The organism is Tabrizicola sp. BL-A-41-H6 (assembly GCF_050632395.1).
Lineage (GTDB): Bacteria > Pseudomonadota > Alphaproteobacteria > Rhodobacterales > Rhodobacteraceae > JAUYQR01.
Genome location: NZ_CP192600.1, coordinates 1,613,857 through 1,635,700 on the forward strand (window position 1 = coordinate 1,613,857; position 21,844 = coordinate 1,635,700).

Annotated in this window: 16 protein-coding genes and 3 pseudogenes; 8 read left to right on the plus strand and 11 right to left on the minus strand. The window is 63.3% G+C overall.

The window, feature by feature from the left end:
• Window positions 1–3: 3 nt before the first annotated feature.
• Window positions 4–3,327, minus strand: a complete 3,324-nt coding sequence (locus ACROUL_RS08050; RefSeq protein ID WP_431298996.1) for a glycosyltransferase — start codon at window positions 3,325–3,327, stop codon at window positions 4–6.
• Window positions 3,328–3,771: 444 nt separating this feature from the next.
• On the opposite strand from ACROUL_RS08050, the gene ACROUL_RS08055 reads away from it, so the two are divergent.
• Window positions 3,772–5,865 carry a DUF3131 domain-containing protein gene (locus tag ACROUL_RS08055; RefSeq protein ID WP_431298997.1) on the plus strand — a complete coding sequence of 698 codons (2,094 nt, stop codon included), beginning with the start codon at window positions 3,772–3,774 and terminating at the stop codon, window positions 5,863–5,865.
• Window positions 5,866–5,879: 14 nt separating this feature from the next.
• Here the strand turns inward: ACROUL_RS08055 and ACROUL_RS08060 are convergent, their stop codons facing one another.
• Window positions 5,880–6,806 (minus strand): LysR family transcriptional regulator, encoded by a 927-nt coding sequence (locus ACROUL_RS08060; protein ID WP_431298998.1) that lies wholly within the window; start codon window positions 6,804–6,806, stop codon window positions 5,880–5,882.
• A gap of 110 nt (window positions 6,807–6,916) precedes the next feature.
• Here ACROUL_RS08060 and ACROUL_RS08065 point away from each other — a divergent pair, with 110 nt between their 5' ends.
• The 6 genes from ACROUL_RS08065 (at window position 6,917) to hisD (ending at window position 12,804) form a co-directional block, all read left to right on the plus strand.
• A complete protein-coding gene (locus tag ACROUL_RS08065; RefSeq protein ID WP_431298999.1) occupies window positions 6,917–7,936 on the plus strand; it encodes a D-cysteine desulfhydrase in 1,020 nt (339 codons plus the stop codon).
• 64 nt (window positions 7,937–8,000) lie between these two features.
• Window positions 8,001–8,771, plus strand: a complete 771-nt coding sequence (locus ACROUL_RS08070; RefSeq protein ID WP_431299000.1) for an aspartate/glutamate racemase family protein — start codon at window positions 8,001–8,003, stop codon at window positions 8,769–8,771.
• Window positions 8,768–9,760 (plus strand): ABC transporter substrate-binding protein, encoded by a 993-nt coding sequence (locus tag ACROUL_RS08075; protein WP_431299001.1) that lies wholly within the window; start codon window positions 8,768–8,770, stop codon window positions 9,758–9,760. Before ACROUL_RS08070 ends, ACROUL_RS08075 begins: the two co-directional genes overlap by 4 nt.
• Window positions 9,761–9,822: 62 nt before the next feature.
• Complete coding sequence (locus tag ACROUL_RS08080) at window positions 9,823–10,611, plus strand: taurine ABC transporter ATP-binding protein (RefSeq protein ID WP_431299002.1); 789 nt, start codon at window positions 9,823–9,825, stop codon at window positions 10,609–10,611.
• A complete protein-coding gene (locus ACROUL_RS08085; protein WP_431299003.1) occupies window positions 10,608–11,483 on the plus strand; it encodes an ABC transporter permease subunit in 876 nt (291 codons plus the stop codon). The genes ACROUL_RS08080 and ACROUL_RS08085 overlap by 4 nt, the downstream gene beginning before the upstream one ends.
• A 4-nt stretch (window positions 11,484–11,487) precedes the next feature.
• Entirely contained in the window at window positions 11,488–12,804 is a 1,317-nt protein-coding gene (hisD, locus tag ACROUL_RS08090; protein WP_431299004.1) for a histidinol dehydrogenase, read from the plus strand.
• A 101-nt stretch (window positions 12,805–12,905) separates the two neighbouring features.
• Here hisD and ACROUL_RS08095 read toward each other — a convergent pair whose 3' ends face one another.
• The 9 genes and pseudogenes from ACROUL_RS08095 to ACROUL_RS08135 all read right to left on the minus strand — a co-directional run bounded on the left by ACROUL_RS08095 (window position 12,906) and on the right by ACROUL_RS08135 (window position 20,954).
• On the minus strand, window positions 12,906–13,463 hold the full coding sequence (locus ACROUL_RS08095) for a sigma factor (RefSeq protein WP_431299005.1): 558 nt from the start codon (window positions 13,461–13,463) through the stop codon (window positions 12,906–12,908).
• Complete coding sequence (locus ACROUL_RS08100; RefSeq protein ID WP_431299006.1) at window positions 13,460–13,765, minus strand: YciI family protein; 306 nt, start codon at window positions 13,763–13,765, stop codon at window positions 13,460–13,462. Before ACROUL_RS08100 ends, ACROUL_RS08095 begins: the two co-directional genes overlap by 4 nt.
• A 35-nt stretch (window positions 13,766–13,800) precedes the next feature.
• Window positions 13,801–14,394 (minus strand): annotated as a pseudogene (locus ACROUL_RS08105) (DUF3604 domain-containing protein).
• Window positions 14,352–14,918 carry a DUF3604 domain-containing protein gene (locus ACROUL_RS08110; RefSeq protein WP_431299007.1) on the minus strand — a complete coding sequence of 189 codons (567 nt, stop codon included), beginning with the start codon at window positions 14,916–14,918 and terminating at the stop codon, window positions 14,352–14,354. The pseudogene ACROUL_RS08105 and the gene ACROUL_RS08110 overlap by 43 nt, the downstream one beginning before the upstream one ends.
• 25 nt (window positions 14,919–14,943) lie before the next feature.
• Window positions 14,944–15,216 (minus strand): annotated as a pseudogene (locus ACROUL_RS08115) (DUF3604 domain-containing protein); the annotation flags it as partial.
• Window positions 15,217–15,358: 142 nt separating this feature from the next.
• Window positions 15,359–16,201 (minus strand): transporter, encoded by an 843-nt coding sequence (locus tag ACROUL_RS08120; RefSeq protein WP_431299008.1) that lies wholly within the window; start codon window positions 16,199–16,201, stop codon window positions 15,359–15,361.
• 415 nt (window positions 16,202–16,616) lie between these two features.
• Window positions 16,617–17,805: pseudogene (locus tag ACROUL_RS08125) on the minus strand (IS3 family transposase).
• A gap of 326 nt (window positions 17,806–18,131) precedes the next feature.
• On the minus strand, window positions 18,132–19,148 hold the full coding sequence (locus ACROUL_RS08130; RefSeq protein WP_431299009.1) for an SDR family NAD(P)-dependent oxidoreductase: 1,017 nt from the start codon (window positions 19,146–19,148) through the stop codon (window positions 18,132–18,134).
• 30 nt (window positions 19,149–19,178) lie between these two features.
• Complete coding sequence (locus tag ACROUL_RS08135; protein ID WP_431299010.1) at window positions 19,179–20,954, minus strand: alginate export family protein; 1,776 nt, start codon at window positions 20,952–20,954, stop codon at window positions 19,179–19,181.
• 207 nt (window positions 20,955–21,161) lie between these two features.
• On the opposite strand from ACROUL_RS08135, the gene ACROUL_RS08140 reads away from it, so the two are divergent.
• On the plus strand, window positions 21,162–21,641 hold the full coding sequence (locus tag ACROUL_RS08140; protein WP_431299011.1) for a hypothetical protein: 480 nt from the start codon (window positions 21,162–21,164) through the stop codon (window positions 21,639–21,641).
• The last annotated feature ends 203 nt before the right edge of the window (window positions 21,642–21,844 follow it).

Below are 21,844 nucleotides of genomic sequence, written 5' to 3' on the forward strand. Positions count from 1 at the left end.
GCTTTAGGTCCGCACCGTCACATGCTGGCCAAGCGTCGAGACTGTGGTCCCGGCGGGGCGGTTCAGCGCGCCTGTCCGCTCCAGCTTGTTCCACGCGGTCAGCCGCCCGGTGATCGCCCGCCACGTCGCGCGCACGGTCGCCACATACAAAAGCTGCCGGTAGCCCAGATTCAGAAGCGGGGTCAGCAACAAAAGCCTCAGGTCGAACCGCCGCTCGAACCGGAAGGTCGCAAGCGTGTTCAGAAGGTCAAGCACGGCCAGCCCAAGGTAGCCGGCAAAGAACACGACCGCACCCTCGGTCAGCACCGGCTGTCCCATCATCAACCGCGATGCGGCCATCCCCAGCAACACCAGCACGATCAGGTCCACCAGCGGCGACAGAAGCGTCGTCAGCACGCTGAACCAGACCGCATCAAGGATCGAGATGTAGCCGACCGGATGACCTTCGCGAATGGCCATGCGATGCTTCCACGACGCTTGCAACATGCCAAGCGACCAGCGCAACCGCTGCGACATGAAGGGCGCAAGCTGCTCTGGCGCTTCGGTAAAGGCGCGCGCCCGTTCGGCCATGACGATCCGGTAGCCAGCGCGGTGGACGGCCAGCGTAAGATCGGCGTCCTCGGTGATCGTTTCGCCCGAAAAGAGGCCAGCCGCGATCACCGCATCGGTGCGCCACGCGCCGATGGCACCCGGCACGACAAAGATCCCGTCAAACGTCTCATAGGCGCGGCGGTGTATGTTCTGGCTGACCAGATATTCCAGATTCTGACACCATGTCAGCCAGTTGCGCGCATTTCCCACCTCGACGATGCCCGACACGGCACCGACGTTCGGTTCGGCAAAGGGTTGCACCAGCCAGCGGATCGCGTCGCTTCCGATCGACGAATCCGCGTCCACCACAATGAAGAACCGCGTCATCACATAGCGCAGCGCGGTGTTTGCCGCCGCCCATTTGCCCGCATTGTCCTGCCGCACCAGCCAGATCCGCCGGTCCTTGGCGGCCATCGCGGCCACCACAGCGGCGGTGTCGTCCTGCGACCCGTCGTCGACCACAATGATCCGGACATCGGGGTAATCGTTGGAAAAGATCGACTGGATGCAATTGGCGATGACCTTGCCTTCGTTGAAGGCCGGGATGATGACCGTCACGCCGGGCACCCAGGTCGGGTCGATCGTGTCGCGCGGGCGGCGCAGATGCGCCAACACCAGAAACACGCTCGACCGGACGATCGCAACCAGCAGCAGCATCAGGAATGCCGCCGCCACGATCCGGTCCGCCTTCAGCAGTGACCAAACATAGATCCGGTCGCGCAGCGTCGCCAGATCGCGCGCCTCATACATCGCCACACCGCCAGCGGGCCGCGCAAGATCGTCGGGAGCAATGAAGCTTGCCCCCGCCGTCTCGAACGCCTCAAGGATCACCGGCAGCGTCGAAAGCGTGGTCTGCAATTCCGGCCGCGAAAGGTCGAAGCGCACCAGTTGCGAGCCTTCCAGAAACACCGTGCTGACCAGCCGTTCTGCAAATTCTGCCGCCTGGTCGGGGTTGGATGGCACCCGCTCACCCTCGGGCAACCGCAGCCGGCCTTGCTTTTGTAGCGCGACCAGCGTGGCGAACTCTTCGGTCGAGGTGGGCATGATGGCCCCCTTGCCCCAGGTTTCGGCCAGCACCGCGCGCCAATCGGTTTCGCCGGCCAGCGCCATCGTCGCGGCGCGGTCGCGGAACCGCGACATGGCGGCGTAAAGCCCGTTTCCCGCAAGATCACCGACATCGGCCAGCGCCACGGCATGTCCGGCGACGATCAGCCTCCGAACCACATCGGGGTTGGCTACAACCTCGGACGCGGTCACCGCAAAGGTCGCGCGCACGCCGTGACGCGCCAGTTCCAGCAGCACGTCCGACAGGTTGTCGATCGGTGGCAGCCCGTCAAAGGCGATCAGAACCGCGTCCCCGACGCCACCGTCAAACCGCGTCAGCACATGCGGCGAGGGCAGGGCGCGGTAGGCCTGTTCGACCACCCGGCGGCTTTGCGGATCAATCGTCACATCGCGCCGTCCGACAGCCGCTTCTTCAACCTGCAGCGCCACAGGCCCGGTTCCCGACAACAGCACCTGCCGGTCAAGCGTGATCGGACGGGTCAGCGCGGCCTGCACGTCGTCGCCGGCAATCAGCGACCAGACCGCCGGGTCTTCGGAACCGATGGGCCACAGCGCCAGCGCGGTATCGGGCGCGAGGGCGGTCATCTGGTTGGCAAAAGACAGCCCGTCCAGCAGCGTTATCCGGGCAGAGCGGCCATCGGCGTCTGAAAATGCCAGTTCGGCATTCAGCGCATCGCGGTCAACCGTGACGCTACCTTCGGCCGCCCGGGTGCGCGCCAGCGCGGTTGCGTAGGCGACATCCTCGGCCCGACCGGTTGCCGCATCGGTCTGCACCCCGAACGTCCCAAGCGCCACCACCAGCTTGTCCGCCGGCACCGCTTGCAACAGGGGTGTCACCGCCGCCTCGAACCACGGCTGCGGCGCAAGCGGCAGTGGCAGACGCCCCGGCGCGCGGAATCCCTTGGCCAGCACCACATCCGCCGCCGCTATCACGCCAGGGTTGCGCAGGAACTTCGCATCGACGCTGCCCGCAACACACAACTCTCCGCCCCGCGCCGCGGCCATCGGGCGCAGGTCCGACAACAGCGCCGTCACATCCTCTGCCAGCACATCGGGGTTGCCCGACAGGTCAAGGCACAGCCCGGCCCCCGAAGGCCATTGGCGCGACAGGTCCTGCAGCAGCCGCTTGCGCGCAGCAGTGGGGATCCCGACCGGGCGCTTGCCGCCATCCGGAGCGACGAACCCGGCGGTCAGCATCACAAAGACCGGGCGGCCGATCGTGGCCAGGCTTTCGGTCCATTCGTCAGACGCCATCGCAATCACCGCGCCAGCCTCGACACCGAATGCCAGCGATTCCAGAAACACCCGGTCAACGTCGGCGCAATGCGCCAGAAGTGCGGTCCGCGCGGTTCGGTCGTCCGCCGGAAGATAGGCCGCCACGCTGGTGGGGCCGGGATCCACGCCGGCGCAACTGTCGCGCGGCCCATCCTGCAGCGTGTAAAGAACCGCTTGGGCGGCGGGATCGAACTGCCCAGCCTGCAGCGCGACCGGTGGGCCGGCGTTGGGCAGCGCCAGCAGCCGGAACGCCATGTCCATCACCGCAAGGAAAAGCACCACCACAACCGCAACAAGAATAACGCGCGCGATGTTTCCGCGCCGGCGCGACGTCGTGGCGAAGACCTTCTTGACGTTCGCATTGCGCGCAGGTCCGAATGGAATGATGTTCGTCACGGGCCGACACTCCGGTCCGACGCGCCGAACGCGTCATGCTTGCCACGACCGGGGTCAACCGGGCCAAGACAGGAGCCGCCCACCGTCATGGACTGCACGAGACGCCTCTTCCTGACCACAACCGCGCTTGCCCTCATCCCAGGGTTGAAACTGTCTGCATCGGTTCCGGGAGTGGCTTTCCTCGTGCTGCAGGACATCCCCGCAACGTGGAAACCTGACAACATTTCAAAAGTCCTTGAACATTTCCACAGCAATACTGAACCCACAATTCTTGTATCGTCGCATTATATGAACGGTTCCAGAACCCCTGGTAGCATGAAGAAACTGCCTGTTTCTGAATCCATCGTCCCAGAACTACTTGAGGTTGTATCAATTGCGGCACCACTCACCCTTGAGCAGAGATATTGGCATCTGCGAGCGGCCAACGAGTTCAAACATGCCGAGGTGAACCTTCAGGCAACCGAATCAGTTCCTTCCGCCTATCTGCCAAACGCCACTTATTTTGAGTATGCGGCCAACCCGCGAACCGACCTCAGCGCCTATCGGTCTGTCGGGTTCCGGGTGCGCATCATCTGCCCCCAGAACAGCGAACCGGCCGCTGTCATCCTTGACGGGCGCGACCAGATGACCATCACCGGCGGGCTGCTGGTCGATCTTTTCGATCCGGCGCTTGATGCGGCGCTGGACGGGCTGCCCGCCGATCCACGCATCGTGGTGTTGCACATCTCGCTGTTGCGCGGTGCAGATCTGGACAGCGCCGATCTTGCCGCGCGCGCCGAAGCGGGGGTCAACAGCATCGTCGCCGCGCTAAGGCGGCTTGGGTTGCACGCCAGCCTTGCCCGCGATTACTTCCTGCTGGGTGGTACCCCGGTTCCCCGCGACCTTGCGCTGTTGCTTGACCAGCCCGACGCCGACGGCCACATCGACGCCTTCGCTCAGGCACTGTCGGATCGCAGCCTGCCGTTCACCCGCCTGACCGCAGCCGCCGCACCGGGCGAATGCGCGCAGACGACCGCGCCAGATGCCGCCCCGCTGGCCGATTGCCTCGTGACCCTGTCCGTGACACCCGGCCCTGAAGCGGCCGCAACCGTGGTCATCGGCGCGGCCGAGGTGAACGGCCTTGGTCCCGATCTGAGGATGCATTTCGGTACGCTCGACGCCAAGGTCGCCACCCGCCTCGACCGCCTGACGCTGGACGAGTCCGACCGTGTCGTCAGGGTGCTGCCAGCCGATGTCGCAAGCCCGCCGCTGCGGGCGCGCCTACTGCGCCGGCTGGATGACGCGCAAAGCCGTGGCTACATCCGGCTGCATGACGTGACCGCGCTGCGCGACCGGGTGATGGCAAGCGACCCGATGATCCGCCGCTACTGGTCCTTGCGCCGCCGCCGCCAGATCGACCCGGTGGTGGCCTTCCAACCCGATGCCGCCGAACGCGCCCGCCTGATGGAGGATGCCGCCCTCGCCTGGCGCTATTTCGAACGCTACACCTTTGCCGACACCGGCCTTGCCGCGGGGACCGTCTCCACCGCATCGGGCGGCCGGGTGAACAGCGAGATCACACTGTGGGACGTGGCCTCGCAGATCAACGCCCTGATCGCCGCCACCGACCTGCGCCTGATCGACCGCGCCGATGCCGCAGCGGCCATCGCCAAGGCGGTGGCCAGCATTCCCACCGACCGGCTGGATGGCGGGCTGCTGCCGCCCTCGAACTTTTCCGCGCAATCGCTGCGAACCACGGTTGCGGGCTTTGACAGCTGCGATGCCGGGCGTCTGGGCATTGCGCTGGGCCGCGCGGTGTCTCTGGGTCTGGCTGACCAGGCCGCGCTGCAAAAGACGCTCAAGGACTGGACGCTTGATCTTGCCGTGCGCACCGGCTGGCACTTCACCAACCGCTTTGGCCGGTGGCAGGACACCTCGCAATCGCAGTGCACCGATTACGTCGTGCCGGGCTTTGCCTTCCTTGGTCAGACGGTCATGCCGATCCAGACCTGGGATGACGATAGCCCGGAAAGCGAGATCACCGTCCTTTACCGGGCCGCAGCGCTTGGTGCGATCTCGACCGAGCCCTTTGCGCTTCATGCCATCGAACTGGGCATCGACGGGCCGACGCAGGTGGTTCTTGACGCGCTATTCGACGCGCAGCTTGGCTGGTTCGAGACGACCGGCCAGTTGCGATGCGTATCCGAGGCGCCGATCGACCGCGCCCCTTGGTTCGTCTACTCGGGCCTGCGACTGGACCGCGAAGGCCGCGATGCCTGGGTGGTCGAAACCATCGTTCCCCCGGCTGACGACGACACCGCCGTTCCGAACGCAAGCGAGATCATCAGTGCCAAGGCCGCGTATCTTTGGCAGGCGGTCCACCCGCACCCCTACAACATGCGCCTGCTCTCCATCGTACGTGAAAACGCGCGGCTTCCGGACCACGGCTTTTCGGTGGGCGTTTACGCCGATACGCTTGCCCCGATGCGTGATTACACCGACATCAACACCAACGGCATCATCCTGTCGGCCATCGCGCACATCCTTGCCCCCCGCTGACCGCGCGGCACGGGTCAGTCAGGCGCAGGCGCGCCATGCTCCTGTCCGGACGATGCGACGATCTCGGACCAGACCGAATTGGCCACCGGCCACGGGCTGCCGAACAGCCGCACGGCCGTTACCTCAAGCTCGTAGGTCGGCAGAGACACCGAAAGATCGGCCAGCGTGCCATCGGCGATCCGGGGCCGGGCCAGCGAATATGGCACCCACGCCACCCCCACACCAACCACCGCCAACTCCAGCGCGGCCAGCGTCAGCGCGGTTTCAGCCTTGGGAATCGGGCGCGACAGGTTGCGCACCTTTGGCAGGATCAGCCGCTCCAGCACCTGCCCAAGGAACACCTCGCTTGGAAAGGCGATGTAGGGCAATTCACCTGCCGCGAACCGCGCGTTCAGGCCGTCCGTGGCCGAGGCGTCGAACACCGGCACCAGCCGGTCGCTGCCGATTGTGGCCGTTTCCACGAAGCGGTCGCTGATCGGGTGATCCTCGCCCGGCAGGCGGTAGACGATGGCGATATCAACCTGCCGCGACAGCAAAAGCGCAAAACATTCGTCCAGATTGGCCGACCGCAGGCGCACATAGGTATCGTGCAACCGCGCGTCGATCTGCTTCAGGATCAGTGGCGTCAGCGAGGTGGTCAGCGCGTGCTGGCTGGCAATCGCAATCCGGTTCGACGCCATCCGCGCGCCGCGCCGCAGATCGGCCACCAGCTGGCGCAGGTCGTTCGCCAGCTTGGCGATCTGGTCGCGCTGTTCGGCTGTCGTTGGCAAAAGCTGCACCGGCTTGCGGCTGCGGTCAAAGAGTTCGACCCCGATCTGCTCCTCAATGTGCTGCACGCGCCGCGAAAATGCCGATTGCGTCAGTCGCCGCCGCTCCGCCGCTTCCTGAAACGATCCAGTTTCGGCAACCGCTAGAATGTCTTCCAGCCACTCCAGCCGCATCGCCACCCCCTAATATGCAACTTCTGCATGATAGGTGGAGAAATTCGCATTTGCAAACGAACAACAGTGCTGCAACGGTCGATATGCGAAGGTTATGATAAGGTCACACAATGCATCTCGCCCGTTTTCCCCGTGTCTTTCTGGCACATCTGCCCACCCCGCTGGAACGGCTTGACCGTCTCAGCCGCGAACTTGGCGGGCCGGAAATCTGGATCAAGCGCGATGATTGCACCGGGCTGTCGACTGGCGGCAACAAGACCCGCAAGCTGGAATTCCTCATGGCCGAAGCGCAGGCGATGGGCGCCGACATGGTGATGACCCAAGGCGCCACCCAGTCGAACCACGCCCGCCAGACCGCCGCCTTTTCGGCCAAGCTGGGCATGGCCTGCCACATCCTGCTGGAAGATCGCACCGGTTCGAACAACCACAACTACAACGAAAACGGCAACGTGCTGCTGGATCACCTCCACGGCGCCACCACCGAAAAGCGCCCCGGCGGAGTCGACATGCAGGCCGAGATGGATGCCGTGGCCGAAACCATGCGGGCAGGGGGGCGCAAGGTCTATGTCATTCCGGGCGGTGGATCGAACCCGACCGGCGCGCTGGGCTATGTGAACTGCGCCTTTGAACTGGTGGGACAGGCCAACGACCGTGGCCTCGTGATCGACCACCTCGTTACCGCCACCGGATCTGCGGGCACCCAGGCGGGCCTGATCGTCGGGCTGAAGGCGATCAACGCGGGCATCCCGCTTTTGGGCTTCGGCGTCCGCGCGCCAAAGGCCAAGCAAGAGGAAAACGTGTTCAACCTCGCCGTTCGCACCGCTGAAAAGCTGGGCTGCCCCGGCGTCGTGAAGCGCGAGGACGTCGTCGCGGACACCAACTATGTCGGCGCGGGCTACGGCGTTCCGCGCGCCGACACGCTGGAAGCGATCCGCATGTTTGCCGAACTTGAAGGCATCCTTCTTGACCCGGTCTATTCCGGTAAGGGTGCTGCTGGCCTGATCGACTATTGCCGCAAGGGCAATTTCAAGAAGGGCGAGCGCGTCGTGTTCCTTCACACCGGCGGCTCGGCGGCGCTTTTCGGTTACGATGCGGTCTTTGCCGACACAGCGCGAGAGGCCGCCGAATAGCCATGCGCCTCCCGCCCGCCGCCCGCTTTGCCAGGCAGCACCAGTCCCGGACAGGGGGCGCGGGATGAAGCGTATCGGCATCCTCGGCGGCATGGGGCCAGAGGCGACGGTGCTTCTGATGCAGAAGGTCATCGCCGCCACTCCCGCCAGGGATGATGCCGACCATGTTCCCCTGATCGTCGACCAAAACCCGCAGGTGCCATCGCGCATCCGCCACCTGATCGAGGGCACCGGCGAAGACCCCGGCCCGGTGCTGGCCCAAATGGCGCGGCGCCTGCAAGAGGCGGGCGCCGACGCGCTGGCAATGCCCTGCAACACCGCCCACCACTACGCCCCGGCGATCCGGGCCGCCGTTACCATCCCCTTCATCGACATGGTGGCACTTTCCGTCGCGCACGCGGCCAGCCTTGTGCCCAAAGGCGGCACCCTTGGCATCCTCGCCTCGCCCGCCACGCGCCTGACCGGGCTTTTCGACACTGCCTTCGCCGTCACCGGCGTCAGCCCGATCTACGCCGACGACGCCCGCATCCTCGCCATAATCCGGGCAATCAAGGCCGGCGGCGTCACAGCCCCAACCCGCTCTGCGCTTCGCGCCGAAAGTGCCGCCTTGCTCACACGCGGCGCGCATGTGCAAATGGTGGCATGCACCGAGTTTTCCCTGATCGCAGATGCCGTCGACCCCAATGCCGTCAGCTTCGACACGCTTGACCTTCTGGTCCGCGCCATGATTGCCTTTGCCACCAAGGGTGACACAGGCCAACACAAGGCGAAGCAATCGCCACCCAAAGGCGCAGCCGCGCCAAAACCCCGACCCAACAAGGAGAATACCCCATGACATCCACCTTCAAGAGACTGATGATCGGCGCGGCCGCGCTGGCCCTCACCGCAGGCTCGGCAATGGCCGAGAAGATCATCATCGGCCATTTCGGCAACCCGACGCCGATGCAGCTTCTGTCCACCTCGGACGAGCTGGCCAAGGCCACCGGATGGGAGATCGAGTGGCGCAAGTTCGACGCCGGAACCGATGTGATCGCAGCCATGGCCTCGGGCGATGTGGTGCTGTCGGAACTGGGCTCCTCGCCCGTCGCCATCGGCGCAAGCTCGGGCCTCGATATCCAGCTGATCGCCTACTCGGACGTAATCGGCAAAGCGGAATCGCTGATCGCCCGGAACGAATCCGGGATCGCCAGCGTAGCGGACCTGAAGGGCAAGACCGTGGCGGTTCCGATCGGCTCGACCGCGCATTATTCGCTGATGGGTGCCTTGCAGCACGAAGGCCTGAGCGAGGCGGATGTGAACATCGTCGGCATGAAGCCCGATGACATCGCCGCCGCCTGGGGCCAGGGCAGCATCGACGCGGCCTGGATCTGGCAGCCGGTGCAATCGGAAATCCTCAAGACCGGCACGCTGGTCGTGGGCGCGGACCAGACCGCCGAGTGGGGTTTCCCGACCTATGACGGCTGGGTGGTCAACAAGGCCTTTGCCGAGGCGAACACCGACAAGGTCGTGGCCTTCCTGAAGGCGGTCGACAAGGTCAACGGCATGTATCTGGCCAATCCGGCGGCCTGGACGGCCGACAGTGCCGAAGTCAAGGCGCTGGCGGCTGCGACGGGCGCTGATCCGGCCCAGGTCCCCGGCATCCTGGAAGGCTTCACCTTCCTGCCGATGGCCGAGCAGACCGGCGAAGCATGGCTCGCCGGCGCTGCACCGAAGATCAAGACCACGGCCGACTTCCTTGTGAAGGCAGGCCGGATCGACGCGGCACTTGACGACTACACGGGCTTTGTGAACCCCGCCTACGCCGCTGCTGCAGCGGCCCAATAAGGAAAAAGTCTGCCCGGACCCGTCTGGTCCGGGCAGACCCCTCACAGCGGAAGGGTCGCAGCTTGAGCCTGAACATCGATCACGCGTCGGTCGTCTATCCGGCTGCCGACGGCCGCCCGCCGGTTGCGGCACTAAGCGAGGTCAACCTTGCCATCACCGAGGGCGAGTTCGTCGTGGCGCTGGGGGCCTCGGGCTGCGGCAAGTCCACGCTTCTGAACCTGATCGCGGGCTTTCTGTCGCCCAGTTCCGGCACGCTGACACTCGATGGCCAGTCGGTGCAGGGGCCGGGGGCGGACCGCGCGGTGGTGTTTCAAAAACACGCGCTCTTGCCCTGGCTGAACGTTCTGGACAACGTGGCCTTCGGCCTGCAGATTCAAGGCGTCGCGAAGGCAGACCGCTACCGGACCGCAAATGAATACATCGGCCTCCTCGGCCTTGACGGTTTCCAGAAATCTCCGGTCTACAAACTGTCGGGCGGGATGCAGCAGCGTGTTGGGATCGCGCGTGCGTTGACCTGCGACCCCAAGATCCTCTTGATGGACGAGCCCCTCGGTGCGCTGGACGCGCTGACCCGGGAAAAGGCGCAAGAGCTGATCCTGAATATCTGGGGCAAGACCGGAAAGTCGGTCTTCTTCATCACCCACAGCGTCGAAGAGGCGCTGTTCATGGGCACCAAGCTCATTGTGATGTCGCCCCGTCCGGGCCGTATCACCAATGTCTTCGATCTGCCCTTTTCGTGCCAGTTCCAGTCCGGCGCGCCCGCGCGGCAGGTCAAGGCCTCGCCCGAGTTCATCGCCCTGCGTGAAAAGGTGCTGAACATCATCTTCGCCGACGAGGAGGCCGTCGAATGACCGTGACCCCGCTCCCGAAGGCCCCGCCCCCCAAAGCCCTAGGCCTTTTCGCCCGTCTGGCCCGCGCCCGCCCGACCAAACCCGGCGAAATCTACGGTGTGCCCGGTCAGGGCAACACGTTCTGGCTGTCGGTCGCCTCGGTCACATTCATGCTGTTCGTCTGGTGGCTGGTCACCACGCTGGGCCTCGTGAAGCCACTCTTCGTGCCTTCGCCGCAGCTGGTGCTGGCGAAGTTCGGCCAGATCTGGCGCGAGGGCTTTACCAACACCTCGTTCCTCGATCACATCATGATCTCGACCATGCGCGTGTTCGGGGCGTTCATCCTTGCCTGCGTGATCGGCCTTCCCTTGGGTCTGGCAATGGGGATGAGCCCGATGATCCGCGGCATCTTCGACCCGCCGATCGAGTTCTACCGCCCGATCCCGCCCTTGGCCTACTTGCCGCTTATGATCATCTGGTTCGGTATCGGCGAAACGTCGAAGGTGCTTTTGATCTTCTTGTCGGTCTTCGCGCCCGTGGTGCTTGGCGCACGGTCCGGCGTGAAATCGGCCGCCATCGAGCAGATCCACGCGGCATATTCCTTCGGGGCGACACGGTGGCAGGTGATGCGGCACGTGATCATGCCCTCGGCCATGCCCGAAATCCTGACGGCTATGCGGGTGGGTATCGGCTTTGGCTGGACCACCCTCGTCGCCGCCGAGATGGTCGCGGCAACAAGTGGCCTTGGCTACATGGTGCTGTCGGCCAGCCAATTCCTGCAGACCTCGGTCGTGATCATGGGGATCTTCGTGATCGCCACCATCGCCTTTGCCTTCGACCTGTTGATGCGTTTCCTGGAACGCCGCCTGGTGCCCTGGAAGGGCCGTATGTGAGTTCATGACCATGATTTACCTGAAGAAATCCACCCGCAGCGCCGAGACGGGGCAAACCGACGTGCGCGCTGCCGTCGAAACCATGCTCGCCGAGATCGAGCGTGACGGCGATTCCGCCGCCATCCGCTTCGCCCGCGATCTGGACAAATGGCAGGGCGACATCATCGTCACGCCCGAGGTGCGAGCCGAAGCCGCCGCCCTCGTGCCGGAAAAGCTGAAGGCCGACATCCGCTTTGCCCACCGCAACATCCGCCGCTTTGCCGAAGCCCAGCGCGCCACCATCACGGATTGCGAGATCGAGATCCTGCCAGGCCTGATGGCCGGCCAGCGCCAGATCCCCGTCGCCTCGGCTGGCTGCTACGTTCCGGGCGGGCGCTACAGCCACATCGCCTCGGCCATCATGACGATCACCACCGCAAAGGTCGCGGGCGTGCCGATGATCACCGCCTGTTCGCCGCCCCGGCCCGGTAGTGGCATCCCGCCCGCGATCCTGTTCGCGATGGATACCTGCGGTGCGGACGTGATCCTGAACCTTGGGGGCGTGCAGGGCGTCGCGGCAATGGCCAACGGCCTGTTCGGTCTGCCCAAGGCCGACATCCTCGTCGGCCCCGGCAACCAGTATGTCGCCGAAGCCAAGCGCATCCTTTACGGGCAGGTCGGCATCGACATGTTCGCCGGACCGACCGACAGCATGGTGATCGCCGATCATACCGCCGACCCGCGCCTTGTGGCGTGGGATCTGGTGGGGCAGGCCGAACATGGCTACAACTCGCCCGTCTGGCTGGTGACCACGGACCGCGCGCTTGCCGAAAGCGTCATGGCGCTCGTGCCCGGCATGATCGCCGAACTGCCGGCCCTGAATTCTGCCAGCGCCGCCGCCGCATGGGCCGACTGCGCCGAGGTGATGCTCTGCTCCTCGGCCGAGGAAATGGCCGCCGTCGCGGACGACTACGCCCCCGAACACCTGCATGTGCAGGCCGCCAACCTTGACTGGTGGCTCTCAAGGCTCACCTGTTACGGATCGCTGTTCCTTGGCGAAGAGACCACCGTGGCCTACGGCGACAAATGCTCCGGTCCGAACCACGTTCTGCCAACCTCGGGCGCGGGCCGCTATACCGGCGGGCTTTCAGTCCACAAGTTCATGAAGACCGTCACATGGCAACGCGCCACCCGCGCCGCATCGCGCGAACTGGCCATCGCCACAGCCCGCATCTCGCGGCTTGAGGGGATGGAGGGCCACGCCCGTTCGGCCGATGTCCGTCTGGAGAAGTTCTTTCCCGGCGAACACTTCGACCTCAGCGCCACCGACGCCGTGGGGTAAAGGGCAGACGTCAACAAACGTCGCATTGCGTTGCCCCGAACCATACGAAAACTTGGTCACTGCGGTCGCCATGCAATGGGTTGAACAGACCGTCAGAGCCGTCACAATCGACCGCGCTCAAATGCCGACCTCGGCGATCCTGCGCTGCAAAAGCCTGCGTTCCGGTTCAAGCCGGCACCGCTCCGGCGCGCGGGCGTAGGCAAGCCGCGCCTCGGGCAGCCGGTCCAACCGGCGCAACATGTCGGCCTCGGCCACATGCGCAACGTCAGCGCCACCTGATCTTCCGCCGGGAGGGCAGGGTGGCAGCAGGCAAAGATCAGCCGCAACTGGTCGTCCTCCAGGGCCAGCGCCTCCTCCTCATCGCGGCCTTCGGGAAAGATCAGCGTCGGGTCACCCCGTGCCGCGGCCAACCTGCCATCCTGCCGCATCCGGTCGATCGCGCGGAACCGCCCGGTCGAAATCAGCCAAGCCGAGGGGGTGACCGGCACGCCCTCCTCGGGCCACTTCCGCGCGGCGGCCAGAAAGGCGTCATGCAGCGCCTCTTCGGCCAGATCAAAATCGCGCAACAGCCGGATAAGCGTCGCCAGCACCTTGCTTGAATGCTGGTGCCAGATCGCATCAAGGCTGACGGCATCAAGGTTGACCGGCCTGTCGCTCATTCGAACGTCATCACCGGCCGCACCTCAACCGCGCCAAGCCGCGCCATCGGAATGGCCCGCGCCACGGCCATCGCCGCATCGGCATCGGCCACGTCGATCAGGATGAACCCGGCCAGCACTTCCTTGCTTTCCAAGAACTGCCCATCCGTCACCAGTGCATCGCCCTGCCGCACCTGCACCGTTCGCGCGGTCTCGCGGCCTTGCAGCGCCTTGTCATAGGCCTGCGACACTGCACCCATCTCGGCCCAATCTGCCGCGGTCATCGCTGCGGCCAGCGTCTCGTCCACCAAAAGCGCGGCCAAAAAGGGCCGCGCTCTCTTGAGCCGTCGCGTCCCGGTCAGCCGGCCGGCTTGTACCAGATCGGAGAGGGATAAGCGCGCTCCTGCAGCTTCATCACGGTGCCGGGCAAGGGCTCGGTCCCATAATAGGCGGCGTCATAGGCCGTCCAGCGTGGGGTCGGGATTTCCAGCACTCGGCCATAGTAGAAGGCAGCCTGTGCAGGATCGAACTCCGGATCGGTCCAGGTTGCGGTCAGTTCCGGCGCACCGATCGTGTTGGTCCAAGTCGCGCGTTTCACATCGACCGTATCGCCCACCGGGGGCAGTTTGCCATCGGCCCCAGCCACCCGGTCGCCGGATCAGGCGACGTCGTAGACCTGTTCGTGCGCCTTCCCGTCAGCATCAACCCAACCCTTGATGATCTGGTAGCGGTCAAGGTTTGCGCCGATCGGGTCGCGAAGGGCCGCGACAAGGAAAGTCGGGGCGCGACCTTCGGGATCAGGTGTCAACTCTCCGCCCATCGGCACTCCGTGGGAATAGCCGATAATCGCCGGATTGCGCGACGTCGCATCCTTGGCCGTGAAGCCATAGCCGCCGAAGAGACGCACCGTTATGCGCGTGCCGGTGGTTGCGTAAACCTCGCGCCGGTCCATCGCGTCAAAGATCGCTTCCCCTGTGTTCTCGGCTGGATCACCGGGAACATCAGGCCGTTCGACACGTTGCCATTGTGCGCAATGACCAGAATGTCGCCGCCCGTCGTCTTTTCATGGCCTTCCATCCACTTCCACAGATCGGTGTACAGCAGGCTGCCGAGCGGGGGTGACACTGTGAAGGGCATCACCTGACGGGCCAAATCTCCCCCGTCGCGGTAGATCACATTGCGGTGGATGCTGAAGGCTGCCTGCGAGGTCCATTCATATCCGATGAGCGCGGTGAAACGGCCGGGGTCATTGTGGGCTTCGGCAGAATCGACGAGCGAGTTCCAGACGCCCTTGAAGATGTCCGAATCCGGCGAGATCGACAGGGCCGGGGGGAAGCTGTTGGTGCTGACGGCGCCGATTATCTCGAACGTCGCCTCCATGCCCTTGCCTGCGTTCATCATTTCGAACCAGCGCCGCCCCGTCGGATCGGCCAGAAAGGCCGGATCGCCCGAGAACAGCTTGGGAAAGAATCCCATGTTGTCCGAGTGGTCGGCTGACCACAAGGAAATCCAGCGGGCGCGACAGCTTCACAGGCTGGCCTGACGAGGCGATGACCTGCTCGCCCTTGGCGAAACGGTATGCATCATTCGGCATCAGCCGCGCGCCGGCCGTTCCGGCATCAAGCGAGACGGCGGTGTGCAGATGCGTGTCGCCAAACAGCGGGCGGGTAGGAAAGGTGCGATTGGCCGCCGGAGAATAGGGCAGCTTCGTCGGCAGAATCCGTTGAAGGTCCTCACGGGTCGGAGCTTCGGCATCCTGAGCCGCGACGGGCATCGCCGCCAGTTGCGTCAGTGCGATGACGATGAATATCTTTTGATATTCAAAGCGATGCCCTCCAGTTCAGGAAAGTGATGGCCGCGCCATCCGCCCCCAAGGCCGCTTGGCCCAAGAAGCCCGCTTCCACGGCAGGATTTGTCTAGCCCTTCGGGAAAAGGTAAGTGAGGGCGAGACGTGCGCCCCATCCTTCAGGACCGTTATCAGCGCTGTCCGCCCAATACCGCACACCCCCCGTGATCTGCACGGGCTGGTCTCCGAGCGTGAGCAGCTGGGCTACTGTAACGTTGATCGGCACGGCCCAGTCTTCTGTCGTCCAGTTGTACACGGCCTCGGTATTAATGCCAAAGGTCGTGGCCTTCGGCGTCGTATAACTGAGGAATGGCTGAAGGAAGGTGTTGGACGCATCACCATAGATATCGTTGTCGGTCACCGACCAGACGTGGTTTCCCAAGAACCCGACTGTCAGCGGTCCGCTCTGCTTGAGGGCGACAGCAGTAAGACCGAGCCCCCATTGCTCCGACCCCAATCCATCTGTCAGAGACGGGGTCGTGATGACCGGCCCCACACCCCATATAAGGCCGTTTTTCGTCGGCGCTTTCGGGGAAAAGAAGAAGCTTTGGGTGATGCCGCCGACGCCCGATTTGTTGCCTTGGCCCGGCACCACCCCCGTCTGGTCAATTAAAGGCACGATGGTCCGGGAAATGAGGTTCCAGTCTTCGCTGATTGAAAACGGAATCACCGGTTGGATGTTCAAGACGTGCTGTTCGCCGTCTCCTCCAAGGAAGCCCTCGTTGTAGTTGTACTGAAGCGGAACGCTGACCAGACTTGAAATCGGATTGGAGAGTTGCTTCGCCAGATCGGCATCCTGCCCAAGAACCGGTCCCGCCAAGCCGACAGAAAAGCACGCGAAAACAAGAATTTCAACGCGATGCTGGCGGTAAGCTCGACCGACAGACCCCTGATGCCGAGCTGTTCCGTGCATTATGATTCTCCTGTGGTTTCATTGCTGCCTTCGACCGCAGAGACCCTGCACCGTTTGCAGGGCCAGAGAAGCCCTAACAACTAATTTAACGTAAGCTGAATCGTTGCAAGAACTCATTGGTCCAGATCAGCGTTATCGAAGTCGGTGAGTGAAGAAAACGGGACAGGCGGTCATGCAGTATAGGTTGAGCGTGACCTTTCAGCTTTAGCCGCCGAGCGCGTATCGAAGGACACGCCAATACGGGCGGAATACATGAGCGGACACGTTGGCAGGACAGGGTTTGTCAGGATTACTATCCTGCCTTTGGTGCCAGACGCCGCGTCTAGAAAGCGGCACGGCTGGAAGGTTGCGTCGAGGTGAATCCAAGCGACCCGGTTAGTCCGCCTGGCCTGCTGCCGGTTTTGTGGACGGGCAGTTAAGCTAACCCGGCCCTCTTTTCGAACTCGACCGGGCTGAGGTAGCCGATGGTCGAGTGCCTGCGAACCGTGTTGTAGAACCTTTCGATGTAGTCGAACACATCTGCCCTGGCGGCATCGCGCGTCCGGTAGATCTTCTTGCCGATCCTTTCCGTCTTGAGCGACGAGAAGAAGCTCTCCATGACCGCATTGTCCCAGACATTGCCGGACCGGCTCATCGAGCATTGCACGCCGTTGTCGGCCATGAGTTTCTGGAACTGCTCGCTGGTGTATTGGCTGCCCTGATCGGAATGATGCAGGAGCGCGTCCGGCTTGCCGCGCCGCCAGATGGCCATGACGAGGGCGTCGGTGACGAGTTTAGCGGTCATCTCTGCCTTCATCGACCAGCCGACCACGCGCCGAGAGAACAGGTCGATGACCGTCGCAACGTAGAGCCAGCCCTCGGCGGTCCAGACATAGGTGAAGTCCGCGATCCACTTCTGGTTCGGGCGATCAGCATGGAACGCACGATCCAGAACGTTCGAGGCAGCCACTGTCAGGCGCTGCCCCTCGTCCTTCGGCAATCCGCGCCGACGCGGCCGTGCCCTGAGCGCTTGGGCCTGCATCAGGCGTTCGATGCGATGCAAGCCGCAGTCGACGCCCTCGGCCAGAACATCGCGCCAGACACGCCGGGCTCCATAAGTGCGGGCGCTGGCGATGAAGCTCGCCCGCACCTTCGCGCCGGTCTCTTCGTCTTCCCGGCTGCGCCTCGACGGAGCGCGGCCAAGCCAGGCATGGAAACCTGACCGTGACACATCCAGCGCGTCACACAGCCAACTCACCGGCCAGATGTGGCGGTGCTTCGCGACGAAAGCAAACCTCATGTCACTTCCCTCGCGAAGTAGGCGTCGCCAGTGGTTTCTCGAACCAATGGCGCAACCACTGGCAACCCTTTTTTAGGATGTCGCGCTCTGCCTTGAGTTTGGCGACCTCTCTGCGCAGCCGATCAATCTCCAGCCGCTCAGGCTTCATCTGCCCGTGACCCGGAAACGCCTGCGAGGGATCCGTCTCCAGCTCCCGCACCCACTTCCGCAGAACATTCGCATGAACCCCCAGATCGCGTGACGCCTGAGCCGACGTCACCCCTCGATCCCTCACCAACTTCACCGCCTCAAGCTTGAACTCGCGGCTGAACTTCCGTCTCTCCATGGAAAACTCCGATCCCGTTGAAACACCCTATCTCGGTGTCCACAAAACCGGCAGCAGGCCAGACATTACTCGCGCCCCAGATCATCGAAGCGGTCTTGGACGGCAGGCACGCGCAGGGTGTGACCCCAGCGAGGGTGCTGGAACCGTTTCCAGAGGAATGGTTGGGTCAGCACGTCCGCCTTGGCTGATCGACGCAAACGGCCCCTTGCGGACCGTCGACTGCAGCTGCTTTCAAGAGTCCGGCTTACCCAATGCCTACACTCATGGCCGCACCGATCTGTCGGGGGCGGGGCATCTGGCTGTTTCCCGCGCCCCGCCCGCATGTTTCAGTAGGCTGTCCAGCCGCCATCGGTAGCATAGATGCCGCCGGTGAAGTTCGACGCCTCTGGCGACAGCAGGAAAAGCATCATCGACACCTGCTCGCCCACGGTGGCCGAGCGGTGGGTCTTGTCAGTATAGGCAAGAATGCTATCGATCTTCATTCTTCCCATACTGGGGCCAACGGTTTCCGCGGCCGATGCAGCAACCAGCGCTCCGGCACGCGCGACCATTGGCGTGTCGGTAGCCGCCATGTTGACCGAGTTCACCCGTATGCCATAGGGCGCATAGTCGATCGCGGCATTCTTTGTCAGTCCGTTCAACGCATGTTTCGAGGCCACATAGGCAGGGTTCCCGGAAAGTCCGGTCATACCTGCGATCGAGCCGACGTTGACAATTGCGCCGCCGCGATTTTGCGCAACCATCTGGACGAGCTGGGCTCGCATCGACAGGAAGGTGCCGGTCGCGTTGGTCCTGAAGACCTTGTTCCAGTACTCTTCCGTCGCTTCGTGAATTCGGGCGAATACCAGTGGTTTCTGCTTGGCGTAGTCGGGTTCTTCGCCCGAGAAGACGCCGTCCATGACCCCGGCATTGTTGATGGCGCCGTCAAGGCCGCCAAACGCGGCAACCGCCTGATCGACGGCGGCCTGCGCGACTGCAGCGTCGCCGACGTCGCCATAGACGAAGACCGACTTGCCACCGGCGGCAAGGATCGCCTGATGGGTTGCTTCGCCCAGATCCTTCAGCCAGTCGACGCCGACGACATTTGCCCCCTCGCGTGCAAGACGTATTGCGGCCGCCGCACCCATCCCCCGGGCCGACCCGGTCACGATGATCGTCTTGCCAGCAAAACGGCCTGGAATGAAGTAGTCCGGATCAACCGGCGTCATGGCGACGACGGCATTTCCTTCGGGGCGCCCACCCGAAACCTGGGCTTCTGCCGCTGTCGGCGTCAGCACTTCCTTGGCGGCAACGACGGCACCCGCCGCAAGGGTCACTCCCTTCAGTACGTCACGTCTTTCCATGCTTTTTCTCCTGATTCCTGGAAGTTCGGTTCAAAAGGCCACCCGCAAGAATACCATCGCGCTGACCCACGGGTCGATGTCACCGGTCACACCGGACGCAGTGTCGAGATCTGAGGAAGGAAAGGTTGCTGCAACATGAGCTTGAAGCATCGTGTTTTTTGAAATGAACCACTTGGCGGTGAGGTTGACTTCCGTGGCCAGATCCGCGCCGCCGAGGAATGACAGGGCAGGGTTGCCGCCGATGTTCGTCGTGCTGTCGGCCTTGAAAAGCCATATCTGGGGCACCAGTTCGACCTTCGGACTGGGGCGCAGGCGGAATTGCAGTCGGTGTGCAATCAGGTTGCTGTCCTGGAAAACCTTGAAATGGTTGATGCCCTGAACCCACTGTTCACCGTTGCCGCCAGACAGAAGGGGATCCCACCTTTCGAACCGGGCGGTATCGGGATCGTCGCCTGAGAACCTGGCAAGGCGATAGCTGACCGTAGGGTGCCATGTCGCGTCGGCAAAACTGTAGCCGACTTCGCCCATGATGCCGGCAGCCTTCATGTCGAAGCGGTCATTTCGCTGCACCGCGGCCTCGCCCACCACGAAAAGGCCGCTTAGCTCGGGTTGCCAGCGGAAGCGCATGTCGAAAACCTCAAGGCCATCACGGCCCAGGGTCGCGGTCGCCGGGTCGGGCGGCGTCGTAGAGAAATAACCGAAATCGCTTTCAAGTACCTTGAGGTAGGTACCGCCAAGCTGCCAGCCGCCTTCCAGCCGCGTTTCCGCGTTCAGACCAGCGATCTTTGTTCTGGAATCCACAATGGGCAGTTCGTCCGGGTCAAGATAGAACGCCTCGACCAGAGTTTCGTTGTAGCGCACCTGGCCAAGAACAAGCATGTCGGCGGCCCAACGGGGATTGGATTGGAGCGCCGCACGGTCATGCCCGTTCGACGCCGAGTTCGCGATCAAAAACCCCTCGCCGATCGCAAAACGCTTGCGGCCTGCCGTCACGTTCCAGACAAGACGGTTTCCTTCAGCCGAGGTGTCGCCGCCCACGACACCGATGTAGGCATCCTCGATCCCGAAGTGCAGGCGCGTCTCGTCGGTGAAAAGCTCGGTGCCAGTCGATCCGCTCAGGATACCGCTGAGGCCGCCGTAAAGGTGCGCCGACCCGCCGAGCGGCGTGATGCCATAGATCCCTGCATGCACGAAACCTTCCACCCAAGCGTCGGTGCCAGCACCGGCCGGGTCACCCGAAACCAGGGGGTTTCCATTGAGAAAAAGGTCCGGCCGCCCGTACCATGCGTTGTCATTGGCGTAGGCCATGGTCAGCAGTTCGAGCTTGCCGACGATGTAGGTGCCGTTGCGATCATACAGCACCGGAAGATCGGAGCGATCCCCGGTCAGCATATAGCCACGCTCGGCGGCAACGGACCGCTCATCCGACAGGATTGCCTCGATGGTGACGATAACGCCGCCGGTGGCGCCCGGTGTAACGTTTACCGTGGTCTCGGTCACCGGCGAAGTCCGGCGCACCCGGGCCAAAGCGATTTCGGCCGCTGCACGCGAGAAGGTGCCGCCCGGAAATGCCTGCAGTTCCCGACGGATCAGGTCGATGATCCGGGTATTGAGGGCGGCATCGGCGCCGGGGTTCAGGATCGTGACGTCAACCGCCTCGATCCGGCTGGCGGAATCTTCGACCGCAACTACTTGAGCAAGTGAACCCGGCGCTGAGGCGCCAAAAACGACAGACGCCAGGATGGTTGAAATCAGCCCAGACCGTGCCCGGCATGATGCACCAACACTCAGGATGCTGCCTGACATTCAGGACCTCCGGTCTTTCAGAGAATTCTTCGTAGTTGAAAGTATGTCGCAGCGGCGGTGGCTGTGCACTCGGAATCGGAAGGGTGGATGTTGGCAGCCACCCAAAACGGGTTGCAAGGTCGTTGCCACTCAATTTGGGTTTCAAGCCAAGTGACTCTGGTGCCCGATTTGAGTAGAGCATGTCGAGGTGTGAGGATCTGATCGCCCATGAGTGACGCACGACCGAAGGATGCAGCCACTCTTATTCGTGAGCGCTATGCGGAGATCTGGCCAAAGATCCTTGATCCTTGGACGCAATATCTCATTTCTGCGCGGTCCGCTTTCGACGGTGACTTGGACAAGATGGTTATCCTGGCCGTGGTCGGGTTGATGTCGCTGAAGGACAAAGGCCTCCTCGAACGTAATCCCCCGTCGATCAGCTACGATGATCTCGCAAAGCCCGGGGCGACAGCGACCGATGCACAACCAATCAATATCGAGTCGATTGCACTCTATACCGGGATTCCGCGCGAGTCAGTTCGACGCAAGGTCCAAGAGCTTATAGGCCGGAAGTGGATTGCGCGAGATACGCGCGGGTATCTGGTGGTTTTGCCAGCAGCTGCTAGCGACCTGGAAGTGCTGAGCAGTCATTTGTTCCGACTGATCGGTCAGGTAAGTAGCGCGATCGACGAAGGTAAGAACGTTTGACCGTATTTGATGAACCTCTGCATTCTGCGATCCAACTCGACCTGTGGCCGAAAATGCTGCTCGACGAACGAATGACCGTTCTCTAGCGATCCTGCAGCTGCCCTGCCGCACGCCCGGCAGTCTGCTTTCCGCCGTCTACCGCCGTTCAAACCGAACCTCCAAGGCGAGCAGGGAAGGTTCGACTACAGTCCCAAGACGTGCGG